Source organism: Alterluteimonas muca, assembly GCF_021191595.1.
Lineage (GTDB): Bacteria > Pseudomonadota > Gammaproteobacteria > Xanthomonadales > Xanthomonadaceae > Luteimonas > Luteimonas muca.
In genome coordinates this window covers 70,625-91,731 of record NZ_JAIWPS010000004.1, presented here as the reverse complement: position 1 = coordinate 91,731, position 21,107 = coordinate 70,625, and the positions used below count along the sequence as shown (strand labels likewise).

Here is a 21,107-nt window from a genome sequence, read left to right as displayed (position 1 = left end):
GAGGGCCTACACTGGCGCGATGCCCGAACCCCGAATCCAGTGGATCGCCGATCCACAGACCCTCGCCACCCGCCTTGCCCAGCTGCCCGCCCATGTCGGCCTGGACACCGAGTTCATCCGCGAACGCACCTACTGGCCGCAGCTGGCGCTGGTGCAGCTGGCGATCGACGACGACATCCTGCTGATCGACCCGCTGGTTCCCGGCATGACCGATGTCCTGCGGCCGCTGCTGCTCGATCCCGCGGTGCTCAAGGTGATGCACAGCGCCGGCGAGGACCTGATCGCCTTCAAGCACGCCTGCGACGCCGTGCCGACGCCGCTGTTCGACACCCAGGTTGCCGCGGCGATGGCCGGGATCGCCGCCGGCCTCGGGTACCAGAAGCTGGTGCAGGAGATCACCGGCGAAGTCCTGGCCAAGGGCGAAACGCGTTCGGACTGGATGCGCCGGCCATTGTCGGACTCGCAGCTCGCCTATGCCGCCGATGACGTGCGGCACCTGGCCGCCCTGCACCAGCACCTCGACGACCGCCTCGCCGCGCTCGGCCGCCGCGCGTGGCTCGACGCCGATTGCGCGCGCCAGGTGCGCCTGGCCGACAGCGACGAGACCGAGCGCTGGCCGCATCTGTCGCTACGCGCCGCCCAGCATCTCGATCCCGCCGCCCAGCACCGCCTGTTGCGCCTGCTGCGCTGGCGTGAGCAGTTCGCCCGCGAGCGCGATCGCCCGCGCAGCTGGGTGCTCGACAACGAGCTCGCCACCCTGCTCGCCCGTGACCCGCCAGCCGACGCCGCGGAGCTGCAGCGCGTGCTCGACCGGCACCCGAAGTCGCCGCGCAAGCTGGCGACACAGATCCAGCACGCACTGCAGACCCCGCTGTCCGACGAGTCCGATGCGCCGCCGCCGCGCACCGAGGAGGTCGATCGCAAGGCGCTCAAGCGCCTGCAGGACGCGGTCGCCGCGCGTTCGGCCGAGCTTGGCCTTCCCGACGGGGTACTGGCATCGCGGCGCTGGCTGGAGGCGCTGCTGGAGCGTGGCGAATGGCCGCAGGCGCTCTCGGGCTGGCGTCGCGCCGAGCTCGAGCCGGTACTTGCGCCGCTGCTGGGCGACGTCTTGCCGGCTGCCGGCCGCTCCGTATAATGGCCCGTCGCTGACGTTTCCGTGGGGCCATAGCTCAGCTGGGAGAGCGCGTCGTTCGCAATGACGAGGTCGGGAGTTCGATCCTCCCTGGCTCCACCACATAAACGGAAGGCCCGGTTCGCAGGAACCGGGCCTTCCTGTTTTCAGCGCTCCGTTCCGGATTCGCTCTCCTCGCCCGGCACCGAGGTTTCGGTATCCAGCAGTTCGCGCACGTAGAGCTTCTTGACCAGCACATAGACGAACACCGTCAGTGGCGCGGCCAGCAACAGGCCCGGCAGCCCGTACAGCGCGCCGAACCCGAACAGCGCGAACAGCAGCAGCGCCGGCGGCAGCTCGACCGCACGTTGCTGGATCAGCGGCTGGATGATGTTGCTCTCGATCTGTTGGATGACGATATAGACCACCAGCGTGGCCAGGCCGATCTTCGGGCTCACGGTGAAGCCGAGCAGGATGCCGGGCACCGCGGCCACGATCGGGCCGATGATCGGCACGAAGTCGAGCAGGAAGGCGATCAGCGCCAGTGCGAACGCGGCGGGCACGCCGAGCATCCACAGGGCGATGCCGGTCAGCGCGCCGACCAGCAGCATCGCGACCAGCTGCCCGCCCAGCCACATCTGCAGTGCGCGCCCGCTGGCGTCGAGCGCTTCGGCGGTGGTCAGGCGCACCGAGCGCGGCACCAGTTTCAGCGCGCCCTTGCGGTAGAGCTGCGGCTGCGCAGCCATGTAGATGCCGCCGACCAGCACCAGGAACAGTTCCAGCAGTCCGCTGGTCAGCGACATCGCCATGGCGCCGGCGGTGCCCATCAGGCGGTTGACGTTGCCGCGCAGCGCCTCGATCTGCTCGTGGATGACCGGGCCGAGCCGGGTGGTGTCGACCCAGTCCTGGAAGGATTGCGCCGCGGCGGGCATGGTCTCGACCAGGGTGGCGAGTTCGCTCGCCGCCTGCGCGCCGAACAGCGCCAGCAACGTCGACAGGCCACCGATCAGCAGCACCAGCACGACCGCCAGCGCGACACCGTGCGGCAACGGCACCACGCGCCGCAGCAGCCCGGTCAGCGTCAGCAGCACGGCCGCCAGCACCACGCCGCCGAACACCATCACCAGCACGTGCGAGAGTTTCGCGAGCACGAACGCAAGGCCGACGATGGCCACGAAGATGATCACCTTGCGGGTGTAGTCGAGCAGCTCGGTCGGCATCGGTGCGGTCGGAATCGGGGCACTGCAGGCAGCGGTGCGCTCCAAGTGCCCATATGCGGCGTGCAAACGCCGTGGACGCTGCGGCTTGGGCAATCGGCCCGGGCATGAGAAAATCACCGGTCTGCCCCCGTAGCTCAGCTGGATAGAGCGTCCCCCTCCTAAGGGGAAGGTCGTGCGTTCGAATCGCGCCGGGGGCGCCAGTTGCATCCACTTCGGCATCCTGCCGTCGCGCCGCCCGCCCGGCGCCCGTGTCCCCCATGTTCCGTTTCAGGAGTACTTCATGACCCATTCCGTCCTCAGCGCGCTCGGCCTCGGCGACAGCGAATCCGGCACCTTCCTCGGCGGCGGCGAATGGGCCACGGGCGACGGTGCAGGCACCCTCGAGCCGACCAATCCGACCACCGGTGAGGTGCTGGCACGGGTCAGCGCGACCACGCCCGAGCAGTACGAGGCCATCGTTGCGCGCGCGCAGGAGGCCTTCAAGGTCTGGCGCAGGACGCCGGCCCCGCGTCGTGGCGAGGCCATCCGCCTGTGCGCCGAGGCGCTGCGCACCCACAAGGACGCGCTGGGTTCGCTGGTCGCGCTGGAGATGGGCAAGTCGAAGCCGGAAGGCGATGGCGAAGTGCAGGAGATGATCGACATCGGCGAGTTCGCCGTGGGCCTGTCGCGCCAGCTCTACGGCCTGACCATGCACTCCGAGCGCCCGGGCCACCGCATGTACGAGCAGTGGCATCCGCTGGGCATCGTCGGGATCATCTCGGCGTTCAACTTCCCGGTCGCGGTGTGGGCATGGAATTCGTTCGTCGCCGCGGTCTGCGGTGACATCTCGATCTGGAAGCCCTCGGGCAAGACCCCGCTGTCGGCGATCGCCTCGATGCGCATCTGCAACGAGGCGCTCAAGGCCGGCGGCTTCCCCGACCTGTTCTTCCTGTTCAACGACACCGACAACGCGCTGGCCGAGCGCATGGTCGACGACAGGCGCGTGGCGATGATCAGCTTCACCGGCTCGACGAAGGTCGGCCGCCAGGTCGGCGAGCGCGTCGCGCGTCGCATGGGCCGTTCGCTGCTGGAGCTCGGCGGCAACAACGCGATGATCGTGGAGTCCTCCGCCGACCTGAAGCTGGCGATCCCGGCGATCGTGTTCGGCGCGGTCGGCACCGCCGGCCAGCGCTGCACCAGCACCCGCCGCGTCTTCATCCACGAGTCGATCTACGACGACGTGCTGGAGAAGCTGGTTTCGGCCTATGGCCAGGTGGAAAAGAAGATCGGCGACCCCACAGACCCGGCCAACCTGATGGGCCCGCTCAACAGCCCCGATGCGGTCAAGGCCTACCTCGACGCGATCGGGAAGGCCAGGGCGGCCGGCGGCACCGTCGCCACCGGGGGCAAGGCGCTGACCGAGCGCAAGGGCAACTTCGTGCTGCCGACGATCATTACTGGCCTCGCCAATGACGCCGAGGTGGTGCAGACCGAGACGTTCGCGCCGATCCTCTACGTGATGAAGTATTCGGATCTGGAAGAGGCGATCGAGATGCAGAACGACGTGCCGCAGGGTCTGTCGTCGGCGATCTTCACCACCGACCTGCGCTCGGCCGAGCAGTTCCTGTCGGCCTGGGGCTCGGACTGCGGCATCGCGAACGTCAATATCGGCACCTCGGGCGCGGAGATCGGTGGCGCCTTCGGTGGCGAGAAGGAAACCGGCGGTGGTCGCGAGTCGGGCTCCGACGCCTGGAAGGCCTATATGCGCCGCCAGACCAACACCATCAACTACTCCAACGACCTGCCGCTGGCACAGGGCATCAAGTTCGACCTCTGACCGCATCGCGGCGGCCGTGCGCGGGTGGTGAACCGCCACGCGTGGCCGCCGCGCGCCGAAGTACGATACGGCCACGGCGGCCCCTTCCCGGGCCGCCACACCCCGGGAGCCGGACATGGACGCAACGCCACGCCAGACCAGTGTGCTCGCCGTTCTGAGCCTCGTGTTCGGCATCCTCGGCTGGACGCTGCTGCCCGGCCTCGGCGCGATCGTGGCGGTGGTCACCGGCCATATCGCACGTGCGGAGATCCGCCGCGCGCCGCAGACGCTGGAAGGCGACGGGCTGGCGATCGCCGGCCTGGTGCTGGGATGGCTCGGCATCGTGCTGGGTATCGCGCTGGTGGCGCTGATGCTGGTGCTGTTCGGCGGCCTGGCATGGCTCTCGGCATGGGGCTGATCGTGCGGGATCCGGCCGCGTCGACCACCGCCGCCATCGCCATGTCCACGCGCGCGGAGTGCTGAGCCGCATGTATCCGCTCGGCCGCCGCCTGCTGTTCTCCCTCGACGCCGAACGCGCGCACGGGCTGGGCCTGTCGGCGCTCGACCTGGCGTACAGGACCGGCACCACCGGCCTGCTCGCGCGCAGGGTCAAGCCGTTGCCGACACCGGCCTTCGGGCTGCGCTTTCCGAACCCCGTCGGCCTTGCAGCCGGGCTCGACAAGAACGCCGAGCACATCGACGCGCTGTTCGCGCTGGGCTTCGGCTTCGTCGAGGTGGGCACGGTCACGCCGCGGCCACAGGCGGGCAACCCGAAGCCGCGCATGTTCCGGCTGCCCGGGCACAACGCGGTGATCAACCGGTTGGGCTTCAACAACGACGGCGTCGATGCACTGGTGGCCAACGTCGGCCGTGCGACGCGCAAGGGCGGGCTGCTCGGCATCAATATCGGCAAGAACAGGGACACCCCGAACGAATCCGCGGCCGACGACTACCTGTACTGCATGGAACGGGTGTATCCGCTGGCCGACTACATCACCGTCAACATTTCCTCGCCCAATACCGCTGGCCTGCGCGAGCTGCAGGAGGAGCAGTCGCTGCGGCGGCTGGTGGCGACGCTGCGCGAGGCGCAGGAACGCTTCGGCGCACAGCATGGCCGGCGCGTGCCGATGCTGGTGAAGGTGGCCCCGGACCTCTCGGACGACGACATCGACGCGGCCGCCCGCGTGCTGCGCGAGCTGCAGGTGGACGGCGTGATCGCCACCAACACCACGGTGTCGCGCATCGCCGTGCAGCAGCATGCGCTGGCCCGCGAGACCGGCGGCCTGTCCGGCGAGCCGCTGATGAACAAGGCCACCGCGGTACTGCGGATGCTGCGCACGCGGCTGCCGGAATCGATCCCGCTGGTAGGCGTGGGCGGCATCATGACCGGTGCCGATGCGGTCAAGAAGGTCGCAGCCGGCGCCTCGCTGGTGCAGCTCTATACCGGCCTCGTCTACCGCGGCCCCGCACTCGTGCACGAATGCGCCGCGGCGATCCGCCGGCGCAAGGAAGCACCGAGCATCGGCAACCTGCCCCCGGCCTGAGTACGATGACCCGGGGCTATCGCGTACTGCAGCGCGTGCCGCTGCGCAGTTCCAACACCTTCGGCATCGACGCCTGCGCCCCGCGCCTGGTCGAGGTGGACGAGGCCGATGCCCTGCCCGGCCTGCTGGCCGCAGGCCTGCTCGGCGATGCATCGGCACCGGCGATGGTGCTGGGCGGCGGCAGCAACCTGCTGTTCGCCCGGGACCCCGAGTGCACGCTGTTGCGGCTGTGCGGTGCGCGCATCGACATCATCGACGACCGTGATCCGGCGCATGTCGTGGTCCGCGCCGAGGCTGGCGTCGACTGGCACGCGCTGGTGATGTGGTCGCTGGCACAGGGTCTGGGCGGGCTGGAGAACCTGGCGCTGATTCCGGGCACCGTCGGCGCCGCGCCGATCCAGAACATCGGCGCCTATGGCGTGGAAGTGGGCGAGCGCATCGTCGCGGTGGAGGCATTCGATCGCGATCGCGGCGTTCGGGTACGGCTCGACCACGTTGCCTGTGCGTTCGCCTATCGCGACAGCCGCTTCAAGCGCACGCCGGATCGCGAGATCGTCACCGCGGTGGAATTCGCACTGTCGCGCCACTCGGCGCCGCGGCTGGGCTATGCCGGGCTGGGCGAGGAACTCGCCGCGATGGGGATCGTCATGCCCTCCCCCGCCGATGTCGGCGAAGCGGTGATCCGCCTGCGACGGCGCAAGCTGCCCGACCCCGCACGCATCGGCAATGCCGGCAGTTTCTTCAAGAACCCGCTGGTTCCGACCGCGCAGGCGCAGGCCCTGGTCGCCGAGCACCCGGACCTGCCGCTGTACCCGGCCGGCGACCCGGGCCGCCGCAAGCTCTCGGCCGCGTGGCTGATCGAGGCCTGTGGCTGGAAGGGGCATCGCGATGGCGACGCGGGTGTGGCGGCCGGACATGCGCTGGTGCTGGTCAACCACGGCAGCGCCAGCGGCCGCCAGTTGCTCGACCTCGCCGTGCGCATCCGCGACTCGGTGCACGCGCGCTTCGGGGTGGCCCTGGAACCCGAGCCGCGCATCGTCGGCGCCAGCTGGCCTGCATGAGGTCCCCGGCGCGCGCAGCCATTTCCACCCCGGCACGCGCCGCCCTGCTGATGCTGGGCAGCACCATGCTGTTTGCGCTGATGGTGATCGCGATCCGGCTGGCATCCGAAAGCCTGCACACGTTCGAGATCGCCTTCTTCCGCAACTTCTTCGGCCTGGTGGCGGCGTTGCCGCTGCTGCTGCGCCCCGGACGTGGGCTCGCCTTCCTGCGCACGACACAGCTGCCGCGCTACGTGGTGCGTTGCGTGATCGGGGTGGCCTCGATGTTCTGCGGGTTCTGGGCGATCGGCCACCTGCCGCTGGCGCAGGCGGTGTCGCTGTCGTACTCGACGCCGATCTTCGTCACCATCGCCGCGGTGCTGTTCCTGGGCGAAACCGTGCGCGCGCGGCGCTGGACGGCCGTGGCGCTCGGCTTCGTCGGCGTGCTGGTGATCCTGCGCCCGGGCACCGGGGAGTTCACCCCGGGCATGCTGGTCGCGGTGGCCGCGGCCGTGCTCAGCGGCATCGTCGCCATCCAGATCAAGGAGCTCTCGCGCACCGAGCCGGCCGACCGCATCGTGATCTGGACGACGCTGTTCTGGGTGCCGATGTCGTTCCTGCCCGCGCTGGTGGTGTGGGAGTGGCCGCAGGGCATCGTCTGGCTGTGGGTGATCGCCGCCGGCGTGCTCGGCACCGGCGGCCACATGCTGTGGACGCGCGCGCTCAAGATCGGCGAGGTGTCCGCGTTGACGCCGATCAGCTTCATGCAGCTGCCGGTGGTCGCGCTGTTCGGCTGGCTGCTGTTCGGCCAGACCGTCGACCGCTGGACCGCCATCGGCGCCGGCATCATCCTCGCCGCCAACGCCTACATCGCCCACCGTGAAGCGCGCCTGGCACGCCGCTCCGCCACCACCGCACCGGTCGAGGCTGCGAAGCCGGGTGAGTGATCCGCGGTGGAAAACCGTGCCGGCCGTACCGTTCACCCGCCTGCGCGCAGGTTCAACCGGCAGGTCCACCCTCCTTCAGGCGCATCGCGGCGCGCACTTCGCCACGGCCGTCGCCGATGACCTCCAGCGCTGCCGGTAGCGCTTCGTCGACCAGCGCCAGCGCTTCGTGGCGTGAGCCCGAAAGATCGAGTAGACCGGCATACTTCAGCGCGGTCAGAAGCGAAGAAGGGTGGCGGGCGCCCAACAGCCGCTGCTGGGTCTCGAGGACCTCCCTGGCCATCGGCAATGCAACGTCGAAGCGCTCGATGCGCGCCAGGACTTCCGCCACGCGCCAGCGTGACATCAACGTCTGCGGGTGCTCCGGGCCGAGCACGTTCTCCCGCAGTTCGAGCACCGCTTCGAGTTCAACAGGCGCTTCGTCATAGCGCCCGAGGTCACGGAGGTCCAGGGCCATGTTCGAGCGGGTGGCGAGCGTTTGCGGATGCCGCTCGCCCAGTTTGCGCATCCCCGCCTCGAGCAGCCTGCGGTTGTAGGACATGGCATTCCCGTAGTCACCGACATCCGACGACGATGCCGCGAGATTTCCGAGCGTCCGGAGCGTGTCCTCGTGCTCGGGACCATGCACGCGTTCGCTGATTGCCAGAAGCTCGGTGAATATGCCGCGCGCGACCTCGTGCTCCCCGAGCTTGGAATATGCGATGCCGAGGTTGTTGCGCACCCGGATCGTGGTCGGGTCCTCCTCGCCGCGGGTCATGGCGAGGCGCTCGTACAGGGACGCCTGCATGTCCCTGGCCGCGACAAGGTCGCCCATACCGGCGACGGCCTCGCTCCTGCTGAGTTCGAGCAGTGCACGCAACTCGCTCGCATCGTCGAGGTGACCTGCATTCCGCAACGCGGTCTCCACCACGGCCTTGGCCTCGGCCGGCCGCCCGTCGCGGATCATGCTTCTGGCCAGACCCTGTCGCGCCTCAAGTGTTGCGTCCGCATTCGCACCCAGCAGCCGTTCCCGCTCGGCGAGCACCCCTGACCAGTCATGGGCGGACTGACGGTACATCCCCAGCTCATGCCGCACGTGCGCGATGGAGGCACGCAGGTCCGCTGCAAGCACGGAGTCCGCACCGAAGTCGCGCTCGATCGCGGAGATCGCGCCGCCCAGGATGTTCCCGTCGACGAGTTGCCTGGCAATGTCGGCCCCGTTGAGGTGGGGCAGGACCTGCTGGAAGGCCTCCAGACGATCCTCCGCCCTGTCCTGCACCTGGGCCCGTAATGCATCCACCAGCCCGACACCCAGCCCCTCGATATCGATGCCCTCGAGCATCGACTGCTGGAACTCCGATACGGTTTGCAGCTGATGCGCCCCCTGCTCGGCCAGCGCATGTTGCGTCCGCGCCTGGTCGAGCCCGTAGAGGGAGAGCCCCAGCCCGGTCAGCAGCGCCAGTACGACGACACCGGCGACCGCCAGCCCGCTGCGATTGCGCCGAACGAATTTCCCCCAGCGATAACCGCGCTGGTCCGGGACCGCAAGCAGGGGCCTGCCCGCGAGAAAACGCCTGAGGTCTTCCACCAGCCCGGTGACCGATGCGTACCGCATCGCGGGGTTGCCCGCCGTGGCCCTGGCCACTGCCCAGTCCAGGTCACGTGCAAGCATTGCCCGATAGCCGGCGACGCCGACATCCAGCGCCCGCGCAAGCTCCCGCCTTCCGTCGGGCGACAGGGCCGTCAGCGTCCGCGAAGGCCGGAACGCGTGACCGGTACCCCGGTCCGCGACTTCGCGGCGGGCGGCACGGTTGCCGGGCCGGGGCAGGTGGAGGTGCGGATCCGCGGTGGCACGGCGCAGCTGCAGCCGGACAGCGCCAGCCTCGGCCAGATGGTCAAGCGGATCCAGGACACCCTCGCCGGCTGATCCGGACGTGCCGCACGACAGGCGCCGTCAGGCGGTGGTCGCGACGTCCTTGGCCGCGAACGACGACACCGCCATGTGCAGGCCCGACGACACCCCGTCGAACTGCTGCGATGTCCCGGCCAGGTGCTCGACCAGTGCGGTATTGCGCCTGGTGCCATCCTCCATTCCGGCCAGGGCGCGGTTGACCTGGTCGACGCGCTGGGTCTGTTCGCGGGTGGCGGCGGTGATGTCCGCCATCATGCCGCTGGTCAGCTCGATCATCCTGGCCAGCTCGCGTACGGCCTGACCCGCTTCCATCGCGCGCTCACTGCCGGTGGCGACGGCTTCGTCCGCGGTCTGCAGGCTCCGCCGGATGTCGCGCGCGGATGACGAGCAGCGCTGGGCGAGCGCGCGAACCTCGCCGGCCACCACGGCAAAGCCGCGCCCTGCCTCGCCCGCACGCGCAGCCTCGACCGCTGCATTGAGCGCGAGGATGCTGGTCTGGAAGGCGATCGAGTCGATGACGCCGGCAAGCCCTGCCACCCTGCGACTGCCTGCGGCGATGTCGTCCATCGCCGCCACCACGCGCTCGACCGCCTGCGCGCCGCCCTGCGCGGCCTGCGTCGCGCTTCCGGCAAGTCGCGACGCCTCGTCCGCGTGCCCGGCGGTCTGCGTGATCGCCCCGGCCAGCGCATGCATGTCGGCCGCGGTGCGCTCCAGCACGGTCTGCTGCTGCGCGGTGCGATGCGAAAGGTCGCCACTGCCCGTGGCGATCGCCAGTGCACCCTCCCGCAGCGACTCCGAGAATCCATGCACGCGCGCCAGCAGCGCTTCCAGCGCCGCGGCCTGCTCCACCTCGGCGGTGATGTCGGTGCAGTACTTGACCACCCGGTAGGGCCTGCCCGCCGCGTCGAGGATCGGGTTGTAGCTGGCCTGCAGCCAGAGGTCGCTCCCATCGCGCCGGATGCGCCGGTAACGCCCGGTGTCGGCCTCGCCCGTGGCGAGCCTGCTCCAGAAGCTGCGGTAGGCCTCGGAGGCGCGCTCGGCCGGATCGACGAACATCGAATGGTGGCGGCCGACGATCTCCGCGCCGTCATAGCCCGCCGCGCGCAGGAAGTTCGCATTGGCCGCGCGGATGGTGCCGTCGAGTTCGAACTCGATGACCGCCTGCACCTTGTGCAGCGCGGTGATCTGTCCTTCGTGGTCGGCCGTGCGGTTGCGTTGCGCGGTCACGTCCGTGGCGAACTTGACCACCTTGCGGGGCCTGCCCGCGGAATCGAGGATCGGGTTGTAGCTGGCTTCGATCCAGACATCACGGCCGTCGCGCGCGCGGCGCCGGAACAGCCCGGAACGGAACTCCCCCGCGTTGAGTGCCTCCCAGAACGCGCGGTACTCGGTACCGGCCGCGTGCTGGCGATCCACGAAGATGGCGTGGTGCCGGCCCACGACCTCTTCGGCGGCGTAACCCATCGTCGCCAGGAAATTCGCATTGGCGCGCAGGATGGTGCCGTCGAGCGCGAACTCGATGACAGCCATGGAGCGGTCCAGCGCCTGGTACTGGGCGGCCAGATCGAGCTCGCGGGACCTGCCTGCGGTGATGTCACGCACGAGTTCGATCACCCGCGGCGAACCACCGGCGTCGGCGGGCAACGCGATGAACGTGGACTCCAGCCACAGTTCGCGGCCGTCGATCGCGGCACGGTACGCCTGCCCCGACGCGGTGCCGGCGCGCGCCAGTGCGTCGCAGGGATCACCATCGGGCTGCTGGAAGCCGTGCGATGCGAGCACCTCGCAGCGCTTCCGGCCATGCACGTCAGCACTGTCGCAGCCGAGGAGTGCGCGATAGGCCGGGCTGGTACGCAACACGGTGCCATCGCCGGCCAGTTCGGCCACGGCGTGGCTGTGCTGCATGGCGTCGTAGAGCGTGGTGGCGACAGCCGGAACGTGCCGTCGCGGCAACCGCGACAGAAAAGGGACTGCAGGCATCCAGGGAAATCCGATGGCGTGGCATAGCGGGCCCCGGGGGGCGCCCCGGAGACGGCGCATACCCCGCCGTACCACCGCTATCGGCCGACCTCTCCGCTACTTGAGTGCCGATCCGCGAATCCGCTCACAGCTTCTCTGCACGATGCCGCCGCGGCGGCATGCGGATGCGCCGACTTTCGGCGCTCCGGTATCGCGGGCGGCTGGGCGCACGCGGACGTCCCGAAATGCGGACGCCCGGCGCGGGCCGGGCGTCCTTACACGTCACGGGAAGATCAGGGCGTGACCGTCAACACCACCGGTGCCGCCGCCTTCGGCGTGGCCGGGTCGTTGCTCTGCACGCAGTAGTTGGCGACGTGGCGCCCCGGCGTGAGCCCGCCGGTACTGACACTGATCCGCAGGGTCTGGCTGCGCCCCGGCGCGACGCTGCCGGATGCCGGTGCCGCCGCGCCCATCCACGGCGCACCGCATCCGACCATGCCGCCGATCCGCATCGACAGCCCCGGGAAGGCGCTCACCGGCGACCAGCTGCCGGTGCCGTCCGCTGCGACCACCAGCGCGGCGAAGCTGCCATCGCCTTCCGGCGCCGCGTACCACACCCAGCTGCTGGCGAACGGCGCACGTGCATACACCACCAGCCAGTAGCGGCCGGCAGGCAGCACCACGTCCTGCCCCGCGGCGGCAAGGTCGAGGGCGATGTTCGCCCCGGACAGCGTCACGCCCGCGCCGGTGGGCGCGCTGGTATGGCGCCAGATCGCGGCCTGCGGCGAGGTGGCCGGGTTGCCGGCGGGCAGCCCGTTGGCGTCCGGGAAGATCGCCCAGCCCAGCGCACTGGCGACATTGGGCAGGACCGCACCCCCGACCATGAAGCCCTCGGTCCACAGCGAGGTGATGCGCGTGTCCCCGGCAAGGATGAAGTCGTCGGCGGCGAACTGCGCCGCCGGTGAACCCGCATCCGTCCGCCAGGTGCCGCGATAGCCCGTGGTGAGGGTGCCACGCTGGCGATCGACCAGGGTCAGCGCCGCGGTGCCGGTGTTGGCCACCGAATACTGCAGCGTCGAACCACCGGCGTTGGCAACCGATCCCACCGCCACGCCACTGCGACCTCGCGCGAGGCTGAGCGCCACCGCATCCGGCAGATCGATGACCGGCGCCGGCACCGCGATCGCCACCGGCAGCCGCAACGTCGGCCGCGGCTGTCCGCCGACGGTGGCGTTGACCGGCTCCATCACCACTTCGCCGAAGTGCCAGCTGCCATCGGCCGGCAGGCTGCTGCTGTTGACCAGCACCCGCAGCGTGCGGGTCGCCCCGGCCGCCAGCGTCAGGCTGGCCGGCGTCACCCCGCCCGGCACGCCGTCCAGGCGCACGCGGTAGGTCTGCGTGGAGGCGGTGGGGTTGCGCAGCGTGCGCAGGAAGCTGCAGTTGCGGAAGCACTGTCCGCTGGCGATCGACGGCTGGTTGAGCGAGGACACGTCGCCACCGGTGGCCGGATTGGCGGCGAGGTAGTTCGCCGCGGTCTCGTGCATCACCAGCCCGGCATTGATCGCGCGGTCGACACGGATGCGCCCGCTGCCCTTGCCGAACGGCGTCGCCGGGGTGACCTCGTCCTCCAGATACACGAGCGGTTCGGCGGTCATCGCCAGTGCGGACTTGATCTCCGGCACGCTCCAGCCCGGCCGCGCCTGTCGCACCAGTCCCGCGGCGCCGGCATGGTGCGGCGAAGCCATCGAGGTGCCGTTCATCAGGCCGATCGCGTTCTCGAACCCGGTGATGGTGGTCCCGGCGATGGTGGCGAGGATGCTCACGCCGGGCGCGGTGACGTCGGGCTTCAGCAGGTCGAAGCGGCCGGCAGGCCCGCGCGAACTGAACGCCGCCAGCGCGTCGGCGGTGTTGGGCAGGGGCACCGGCGGAAACGCGATCGCCGCGGTGGCGTCGGCATGCGCGCGCGCGAAGTCACGCAGCGCGATGCCATCGGCCTGGTCGACGCCGAAGGCGCGGATGGTGGTGTCGGGCACCGACGGGATCAGCGCACCGGGGGCGTTGTTGGCGATGAGCACCGCGGTCGCGCCGCCTGCCGCCACCGCGTTGGTCTTCTCGGTGAACGAACAGCCGCCGCGGCGCACCAGCACGATGGCGCCCTGGTAGCTGCCCGCGGGCGCGGCGGTGCAGGCGTCGGTGTCGGTGTCGAAGGTCGGGCTCACCCGCAGCGGCGTGCTGCCCGGGATCGCGGAGGTGTGGGCCACACCGTTGCTGCCTTCGTTGAGCAGCACGGGGGTCAGCGGTTCCGGCACCGGCTGCGGCCCGGTGACCTGCAGGGTCACCGCGAACGCGCCGCGGCCGTGCTGCGCGGCGGCGGTGGACGCCACCCACGGTTCCAGATGCCCCATGGTGTTCGGGCCGGGCCCGCTGTTGCCGGCCGATGCGGCAACGTAGATGCCGGCATCGGTGGCGCCGAGGAACGCCAGCGACACCGCCTCGCTCCACGGCTGCGCGCCGCCGCCGATCGAATAGTTGATGACGTCGACGATGCCGTCGGCCACCGCCTGCTCGATCGCCGCGACCGCCGAAACGTTCGGGCACAGGCCCTGCCCGGTGGCCACGTTGGTGTAGCAGATGTCGAAGGCGACGATGTTGGCGCGCGGCGCGACGCCCGAGATGCGCCGCGGGTTGCCGCGGAAGTCGACATCGCGGCGGTTGCCGGCGGCGGTGGACGCCACGTGGCTGCCGTGGCTGTTGGTATCGCCGAACCCCGGCTCCTCGCGGATGTTGGGCTGGCCGCAGGTGTTGGCCGGCGCCCCGCAGACGAAGTTGTAGCCGCCGATCAGCTTGGCATTGCAGCGTCCCTGGTCGACGCCACCGGGCGCGCAGGTGCCGAGGTAGGTGCCGTCGCCCAGCGGGTTCGCGTGCACGTGGCCGTCGACCGGATCGACGGCGGCGAACGAGGGGCTGCCGAAGTTGATGCCGGAGTCGAGGATGCCGAACACCACCCCTTCGCCCTGGTAGGGCGCGGGCGCGCCGGGATTGGTGCCGCTCCAGACCGGGCCGGCGCCGATGTGCAGCGGGCCGGTGTCGGTATCGAGCACGTACTCGCGGTAGCCCTCGACCAGCATCACCTCGGGCATCGCCTCGACGGCCGCGACCTCGTCGGCCGACAGCGGGATCACCACGCCGTTGACCGCGTACTGCATGCGCTTCTCGGCCGCCACCGCGCGCCCGAGGCGCCGGGCAATCGCGCCTTCAAGTACCTGCTGGCGCTGGCGCAGGTGGGTCACGTAGGAGCGCGCATTCGTGCCACGGGCGTCGATGCGCTGCTTGCCGCGCGTGTCGCGACGCCGTTCCGGCGCGGCGAGGCCGGGGGTACCGCCCTCGTAGGCGGCGAGCGCGGGTTCGCGGAACACCACGATGTGCGGCTGCGGTGCATCCGGCTGGGCACCCGCTCCGCCGCCTCCACCCGTGCGCCCGGCGGCGGTCGCCGCGGTCACGGGGTCTGCGGATGCCGCACCTGCGGCGGTCGTGGCGACGGTGCCCGGCCCACTCCCGGAACCGGATGGAAAGCTGACGATTGCGGCAAAGGCCAGTCCCGAGAACAGGACGGCCAGACCGGTCATGCGGACAGGCGACATGATGGATTTCCCCGATGGCGTTCACGATCGGAACGACGACGGCGCCCGGAAGCGGCCATCGCCCCGTACCCGGCTCGCGTGCGCCACCCCCTGTCCGGCGGCGCGGCCTGTCGCCGGTTATACACCGGCCCGCGGCGATGCGCGCGGATCACCTCTGGGATTGGATCAGCGTGCGGCGGCGCCCCCGCGCATCAGCAGCAGCCAGCTCGCCACCACCCAGATGCTCGCCGCCATCCAGCCGGCAATGATGTCCGAGGGGTAATGCACACCGAGATACACCCGCGACAGCCCCACCATCGGCACGAACACCGCCATCGCCGCCAGCACCGGCCAGCGCCAGCGCGTGGGCCAGCACAGCAGCACCAGCACCAGTGCCAGCGACATCGAGCCCATGGCGTGGCCGCTGGGGAAACTGTAGGTGGTCTCGGGCGCGATCGATTCCCACAACGTCGGGCGCTCGCGCGCGAAGGTCAGCTTGGTGGCGACGTTCAGCAGCCCGGCGCCCCCCAGCGCCACCGCGGCGAACACCGCCGCGCGGAACCGCCGACGCCACAGCAGCACCAGCACCACGACGACGTCGGCCGGCACCACACCCCAGCTGTGGCCGATGGCGGAGAAGAACAGGAACAGCCGGTCGAAGCCGTCGCGCGCCATCGCCTGCGCGAACAGCAGCAACGGCTCGTCGAACGGAATGGCCTCGGCCTCGTGGACCTCGTCGGCGAGTTCGGCGAATACCCACATGGGCAGCAGCACGCCGGAAAACAGCAATGCGAGGGCGAATCCGTGCGTGCGCAGCACCGCGGACGCGGTGTCGCGCAGCCCGCGTCCACGCGCCGGTTCAGGCGATCGCGGGGTGCCGCCCATAACGCCGATCCACGTACTCGTCGATCAGCCCGATGAATTCCCGGGCGATGTTGTCGCCGCGCAGGGTCACGGCCTTCTCGCCATCCACGAACACCGGCGCCGACGGCGCCTCGCCGGTCCCCGGCAGCGAGATGCCGATATTGGCGTGGCGCGATTCGCCCGGGCCGTTGACCACGCAGCCCATCACCGCAAGCGTCATGGTCTCCGCACCCGGATGGGTGATCTTCCACTCCGGCATCTTTCCGCGCACGTGTTCCTGCACCACCTGCGCGAGCTCCTGGAAGAACTCCGACGTGGTGCGGCCACAGCCCGGGCAGGCGGTGACCATCGGCGTGAACGCGCGCAGGCCCATGGTCTGCAGCAGTTCCTGCGCGACCACCACTTCCTGGGTGCGCGACGCGCCCGGCTCGGGCGTCAGCGAAATGCGGATGGTGTCGCCGATGCCTTCCTGCAGCAGCACCGCGAGCGCGGCGCTGGAGCCGACGATGCCCTTGCTGCCGATACCGGCCTCGGTGAGCCCCAGATGCAGAGCGAAGTCCGAGCGGGTGGCGAGATCGCGATAGACCGCGATCAGCTCCTGCACGCCGCTGACCTTGGCCGACAGCACGATGCGCTCGCGCGGCAGCCCCAGTTCCACCGCGCGTTCGGCGGAATCGAGAGCGGAACGGATCAGTGCCTCGCGCAGCACGCGCCCCGCATCCCAGGGCTGCGCGCGGCGCGCGTTCTCGTCCATCAGCTGTGCGGCCAGCACCTGGTCGAGCGAACCCCAGTTGGCGCCGATGCGCACCGCCTTGCCGTGGCGCGCCGCAAGCTCGATCAGCTGCGCGAACTGCAGGTCCTTCTTCTTGCCGAAGCCGACGTTGCCCGGGTTGATGCGGTATTTCGCCAGCGCCTCGGCACAGGCCGGCTCGCGTTCGAGCAGCTGGTGGCCGTTGTAGTGGAAGTCGCCGATGATCGGCACCTCCACGCCCTGCATGGCCAGCCGCTCGACGATGCGCGGCACCGCGGCTGCCGATTCCGGGTTGTTGACGGTGATGCGTACCAGCTCCGAGCCGGCGCGCCAGAGTTCGGCGATCTGCTTCGCGGTGCCGGCGATGTCGGCGGTGTCGGTATTGGTCATCGACTGCACGACGACCGGGGCATCGCCGCCCACGGCAACCTGCCCGATCCGCACCTGGCGGGTCACGCGACGCGGCGCCGGACCGAAGCGATCGGTCACGGGAAGGGACGGCAGGGGCTGGGGTTGCGCGGACATGCGCGCATTTTAGCGGCACCCGCCGTCCGCGGGATGACGGTGCCCGCAACGGTGCGGGCACCGCTGCATGCGCTAGTGGCTGTCGCTTCCGTGGCCACCGCCGTGCGCACCCTGCCCGGTCGCCGAGCGCACGTCGAATTCCACCGGCACGCGGCCGGCACGTTCGAACACCAGCGCCGCGGGCACCCGGCTGCCGATGGCCAACTCCGCCTGCGGTTCCATCAGCATCAGGTGGTAGCCACCCGGCCTCAGCTCGACGTGGGCGCCGGGCGGCAACTCCAGCCCGGCTTCCAGCTGGCGCATGCGCATCATGCCGTCCTCCTCGCGCATCTCGTGGATCTCCACACGGGTGGCCGCATCGGTCTCCACCGCGAGCAGGCGGTCGGCCTCCGGCCCGCCGTTGCGGATGCCGAGATACCCGGCCGCGACCGCCGCGGGGGGCGGCGGCAGGCGGATCCACGGCGCCTGGATGGCGATCCCGGCCTGCGCGGCGTCGGCCGCCAGGGCCTCATCGGCAGCAGTCCCGATCCCGGGCGGCGGCGCGTCGACGGTTGCGGGCGGCGCCGCCTGGTTGCAGGCGGCCAGCGACAGCGCGGCCAGCGCCGGCAGGAATGCATCGCGGATGTTCAATTCAACCTCCAGGGGTTCCGGACCCGCTGGGCAAGCGGCGCAGGCAGGTCGTGACGGAATGGACGCGACAGTATCGCCGCTGCGTCGTTCTGCGTCGCCCCGCGCACCTCGCGCTGCGTGGGGGCCGGTATCCTGTCGCGCATGCATACGCCACCCGTCGCGGACGTCCTCACCCCGAGCCAGCTCAACACCCTCGCCCGCAGCCTGCTGGAGGACACGTTCCCGGCAGTGCTGGTGGAAGGCGAACTCGGCAACGTCTCCCGCCCGGCCTCGGGCCATCTGTACTTCACGCTCAAGGATGCGCGCGCGCAGGTGCGTTGCGCGATGTTCAAGCCCAAGAGCCAGTGGCTGCGCTTCCAGCCCCGCGAGGGCATGCAGGTGCTGGCGCGCGGGCGGCTGACGCTGTACGAGGCGCGCGGCGACTACCAGCTGATCCTCGACAGCCTCGAGGAGGCCGGCGAAGGCGCGCTGCGGCGTGCATTCGACGAGCTCAAGGCGAAGCTGCAGGCCGAAGGCCTGTTCGACGCCGCGCGCAAGCGGCCGCTGCCGGCGTGGATCGGGCGCCTGGGCGTCATCACCTCGCCGGGCGGCGCGGCGGTGCGCGACGTGCTGAGCGTGCTGGGCCGCCGCTTCCCGCTGCTCGAGGTCGAGATCCTGCCGGTGCTGGTACAGGGCAGCGGTGCGGCGCCGCAGATCGTCGAGATGCTGCAGCGTGCCGGCGCCAGCGCACGCTATGACGCCCTGCTGCTGACCCGCGGTGGTGGCTCGCTGGAAGACCTGTGGGCCTTCAACGAGGAACCGGTGGTGCGTGCGGTCGCGGCGTCGCCGGTGCCGGTGGTGGCGGCGATCGGCCACGAGACCGACTCCAGCCTGGCGGAATTCGCCGCCGACTTGCGCGCACCCACGCCGTCGGCCGCCGCCGAACTGCTGGCGCCGGACCGCATCGACCTGGAGGCGCGGCTGCGCGTGTTGCAGCGCCGCCACGCCGGCATGATCGAACACCGCCTGCGCCAGGCCGCGCAACGTGCCGACCGCGCGTTCCTGCGCCTGCACGCGCTGCGCCCGCAGGCACGCATCCAGGCGCTGGCGGCGCGCCGCGACGAGGCGCTGCGGCGGCTGCATACCGCCTGGGCGATCTGCCTGGAACGCCGCCAGGCGCGCGTTCGGCATGCGCAGGCGGACCTGCGCCGGCACCATCCGCAACAGCGCCTGGCCGCGTTGCAGGCACGCCTCGCCGCCACCCGGCCGCGCCTGCAGGCCGCGCTGCCGCGCCGCCTTCGCCACGACCGTGCGCGCCTGCAGGCCCTGGTGCGTGCACTGTCGGCGGTGAGCCCGCTGGCCACCGTCGCCCGCGGCTACGCGATCCTGCAGCACGGCAACGGTCGCGTGGTGCGCGGCGTCGACGATGCACGGCCGGGCGATGCACTGCGCGCACGCGTGGCCGACGGCGAGTTGCAGGTACGCGTGGAGCCCGACGCCAACGCCGATTGATCACCGGCGCCGCGGTCGCCCGCCGATCACGCCGCCGGCGGTACACTGGCCGTGTCCCGTACCGGATCATCTGCATGACCAAGGCATCGGATCTTTTCGTCGCCGCGCTCGAGTCGCATGGCGTCGAGTACGTGTTCGGCATCCCCGGCGAGGAGAACCTCGACCTGCTGGAATCACTGCGCAAGTCCGGTATCCGGCTGGTGCTCACCCGCCACGAGCAGGCCGCGGGCTTCATGGCCGCCACTGTCGGGCGCCTCACCGGCCGCGCCGGCGCGTGCCTGGCGACACTCGGCCCGGGCGCGACCAACCTGGTCACGGCGGCGGCCTACGCACAGCTGGGCGCGATGCCGATGTTCATGGTGACCGGGCAGAAACCCATCCGCAGCAGCAAGCAGGGGCATTTCCAGATCGTCGACGTGGTCGACATGATGCGTCCGCTGACCAAGTACACGCGGCAGATCGTCTCCGCCGACAGCATTCCCGCCCAGGTGCGCGAGGCGCTGCGCTGCGCCGAACAGGAACGCCCCGGCGCGGTGCACCTCGAGCTGCCGCAGGACATTGCAGCCGACGACAGCGATGCGCGGCTGATCCCGGAGAGCCATTCGCGGCGGCCGGTCGCCGAGGAGAAGGCGATCCACCGCGCCGCGGATGCCATCGCCGGCGCGAAGCACCCGTTGCTGATGGTTGGCGCCGGCGCCAACCGCAAGACCACCGCGCGCATGCTGCGGCGTTTCATCGACCGGCTCGGCATCCCGTTCTTCAGCACGCAGATGGGCAAGGGCGTCATCGACGAGACCCACCCGTTGTGGCTGGGCACCGCCGCGCTGTCGGACGGCGACTTCGTGCACCGTGCCATCGATGCCTCCGACTGCATCATCAACATCGGCCACGACGTCATCGAGAAGCCGCCGTTCTTCATGCGCGAAGGCCGGCGCACCGTCATCCATGTCAACCACTCCGGCGCGGTGGTGGACCCGGTCTACTTCCCGCAGGTGGAGGTGGTCGGCGACATCGCCAACAGCGTGTGGCAGCTGGCCGAGGCGATCGAACCACAGCCGCACTGGGACTTCGGCTTCTTCGACCGCGTGCGCGAGGCGCTGCACGCACAGCTGCGCGATCGTGCCGACGACGACCGCTTCCCCATGGCCAGCCAGCGGCTGGTGGCCGAGGTGGCCGCGGCGATGGGGCCCGAGGACATCACCTGCCTCGACAACGGCCTCTACAAGCTGTGGTTCGCCCGGAACTTCCGCTGCCGCACGCCGAATACGCTGCTGCTCGACAACGCACTTGCTTCGATGGGCGCCGGGCTGCCGAGTGCGATTGCCGCAAGGATGGTGCATCCGCAACGGCGCGTGCTGGCGGTGGCCGGCGACGGCGGCTTCATGATGAACTCGCAGGAACTCGAGACCGCGGTGCGGCTCGGCGTGGACCTCACCGTGCTGGTCCTGCGCGACGACGCCTACGGCATGATCCGCTGGAAGCAGGCGCACGAGAAATACCCCGAATACGGCATGGCGCTGGGTAATCCGGATTTCGTGAAGTACGCGGAATCCTATGGTGCCCGTGGTCACCGGCCGGCGTCGGCCGCGGAGTTCGCGCCGATGCTCCGGCAGGCGCTCGATACGCCGGGTGTGGACGTGATCGAGGTCGCCATCGACTACACCGACGACGACCGCATCCTCAACGAGGACATCCCGCGTGAGAGCGCGGCGGTCGCCTGAC

The 21,107-nt window shown here is 70.5% G+C and carries 16 protein-coding genes and 2 tRNA genes; 11 read left to right on the top strand and 7 right to left on the bottom strand.

Annotation, left to right across the window (positions count from 1 at the left end):
- Window positions 1-19 precede the first annotated feature (19 nt).
- Window positions 20-1,135, top strand: a complete 1,116-nt coding sequence (gene rnd / locus LDO11_RS07465) for a ribonuclease D (RefSeq protein WP_232140975.1) — start codon at window positions 20-22, stop codon at window positions 1,133-1,135.
- Between the two features lie 23 nt (window positions 1,136-1,158).
- Window positions 1,159-1,234: transfer RNA gene (locus tag LDO11_RS07460), tRNA-Ala, on the top strand.
- A 44-nt stretch (window positions 1,235-1,278) separates the two neighbouring features.
- On the opposite strand, the gene LDO11_RS07455 is transcribed toward LDO11_RS07460, so the two are convergent.
- Window positions 1,279-2,331: an AI-2E family transporter gene (locus tag LDO11_RS07455; RefSeq protein WP_232140974.1), complete on the bottom strand. Its 1,053-nt coding sequence runs from the start codon at window positions 2,329-2,331 to the stop codon at window positions 1,279-1,281.
- A gap of 123 nt (window positions 2,332-2,454) precedes the next feature.
- Here LDO11_RS07455 and LDO11_RS07450 point away from each other — a divergent pair.
- The 6 genes from LDO11_RS07450 (at window position 2,455) to LDO11_RS07425 (ending at window position 7,657) form a co-directional block, all read left to right on the top strand.
- Window positions 2,455-2,531 (top strand) — tRNA-Arg (locus tag LDO11_RS07450).
- Between the two features lie 80 nt (window positions 2,532-2,611).
- Complete coding sequence (gene amaB, locus LDO11_RS07445; protein ID WP_129136055.1) at window positions 2,612-4,147, top strand: L-piperidine-6-carboxylate dehydrogenase; 1,536 nt, start codon at window positions 2,612-2,614, stop codon at window positions 4,145-4,147.
- Between the two features lie 115 nt (window positions 4,148-4,262).
- The gene (locus LDO11_RS07440) at window positions 4,263-4,544 is read left to right on the top strand and encodes a DUF4190 domain-containing protein (protein ID WP_129136056.1); all 282 of its coding nucleotides are present in this window, start codon (window positions 4,263-4,265) and stop codon (window positions 4,542-4,544) included.
- A 70-nt stretch (window positions 4,545-4,614) separates the two neighbouring features.
- Complete coding sequence (locus tag LDO11_RS07435; RefSeq protein ID WP_232140973.1) at window positions 4,615-5,670, top strand: quinone-dependent dihydroorotate dehydrogenase; 1,056 nt, start codon at window positions 4,615-4,617, stop codon at window positions 5,668-5,670.
- 5 nt (window positions 5,671-5,675) lie between these two features.
- Window positions 5,676-6,731, top strand: a complete 1,056-nt coding sequence (gene murB / locus LDO11_RS07430; RefSeq protein ID WP_232140972.1) for a UDP-N-acetylmuramate dehydrogenase — start codon at window positions 5,676-5,678, stop codon at window positions 6,729-6,731.
- Window positions 6,728-7,657 (top strand): DMT family transporter, encoded by a 930-nt coding sequence (locus LDO11_RS07425; RefSeq protein ID WP_232140971.1) that lies wholly within the window; start codon window positions 6,728-6,730, stop codon window positions 7,655-7,657. The genes murB and LDO11_RS07425 overlap by 4 nt, the downstream gene beginning before the upstream one ends.
- 52 nt (window positions 7,658-7,709) lie before the next feature.
- On the opposite strand, the gene LDO11_RS07420 is transcribed toward LDO11_RS07425, so the two are convergent.
- Window positions 7,710-9,305, bottom strand: a complete 1,596-nt coding sequence (locus tag LDO11_RS07420) for a tetratricopeptide repeat protein (protein WP_232140970.1) — start codon at window positions 9,303-9,305, stop codon at window positions 7,710-7,712.
- Between the two features lie 96 nt (window positions 9,306-9,401).
- On the opposite strand from LDO11_RS07420, the gene LDO11_RS07415 reads away from it, so the two are divergent.
- Window positions 9,402-9,560 (top strand): hypothetical protein, encoded by a 159-nt coding sequence (locus LDO11_RS07415; RefSeq protein ID WP_164972157.1) that lies wholly within the window; start codon window positions 9,402-9,404, stop codon window positions 9,558-9,560.
- 27 nt (window positions 9,561-9,587) lie between these two features.
- Here the strand turns inward: LDO11_RS07415 and LDO11_RS07410 are convergent, their stop codons facing one another.
- The 5 genes from LDO11_RS07410 to LDO11_RS07390 all read right to left on the bottom strand — a co-directional run bounded on the left by LDO11_RS07410 (window position 9,588) and on the right by LDO11_RS07390 (window position 17,894).
- Window positions 9,588-11,525, bottom strand: a complete 1,938-nt coding sequence (locus LDO11_RS07410) for a methyl-accepting chemotaxis protein (RefSeq protein ID WP_232140969.1) — start codon at window positions 11,523-11,525, stop codon at window positions 9,588-9,590.
- Between the two features lie 272 nt (window positions 11,526-11,797).
- The gene (locus tag LDO11_RS07405) at window positions 11,798-15,145 is read right to left on the bottom strand and encodes a S8 family serine peptidase (RefSeq protein WP_232140968.1); all 3,348 of its coding nucleotides are present in this window, start codon (window positions 15,143-15,145) and stop codon (window positions 11,798-11,800) included.
- A gap of 165 nt (window positions 15,146-15,310) precedes the next feature.
- Window positions 15,311-16,009 (bottom strand): phosphatase PAP2 family protein, encoded by a 699-nt coding sequence (locus LDO11_RS07400; protein ID WP_232140967.1) that lies wholly within the window; start codon window positions 16,007-16,009, stop codon window positions 15,311-15,313.
- On the bottom strand, window positions 15,984-17,264 hold the full coding sequence (gene ispG / locus LDO11_RS07395) for a flavodoxin-dependent (E)-4-hydroxy-3-methylbut-2-enyl-diphosphate synthase (RefSeq protein ID WP_129136065.1): 1,281 nt from the start codon (window positions 17,262-17,264) through the stop codon (window positions 15,984-15,986). Before ispG ends, LDO11_RS07400 begins: the two co-directional genes overlap by 26 nt.
- Before the next feature lie 72 nt (window positions 17,265-17,336).
- Window positions 17,337-17,894 (bottom strand): copper chaperone PCu(A)C, encoded by a 558-nt coding sequence (locus tag LDO11_RS07390; protein WP_232140966.1) that lies wholly within the window; start codon window positions 17,892-17,894, stop codon window positions 17,337-17,339.
- Window positions 17,895-18,035: 141 nt separating this feature from the next.
- Here LDO11_RS07390 and xseA point away from each other — a divergent pair, with 141 nt between their 5' ends.
- Together xseA and LDO11_RS07380 are read left to right on the top strand one after the other, a co-directional pair.
- Window positions 18,036-19,385, top strand: a complete 1,350-nt coding sequence (xseA, locus tag LDO11_RS07385; RefSeq protein ID WP_232140965.1) for an exodeoxyribonuclease VII large subunit — start codon at window positions 18,036-18,038, stop codon at window positions 19,383-19,385.
- Between the two features lie 74 nt (window positions 19,386-19,459).
- Complete coding sequence (locus tag LDO11_RS07380) at window positions 19,460-21,106, top strand: acetolactate synthase large subunit (RefSeq protein WP_232140964.1); 1,647 nt, start codon at window positions 19,460-19,462, stop codon at window positions 21,104-21,106.
- Window position 21,107: the final 1 nt, after the last annotated feature.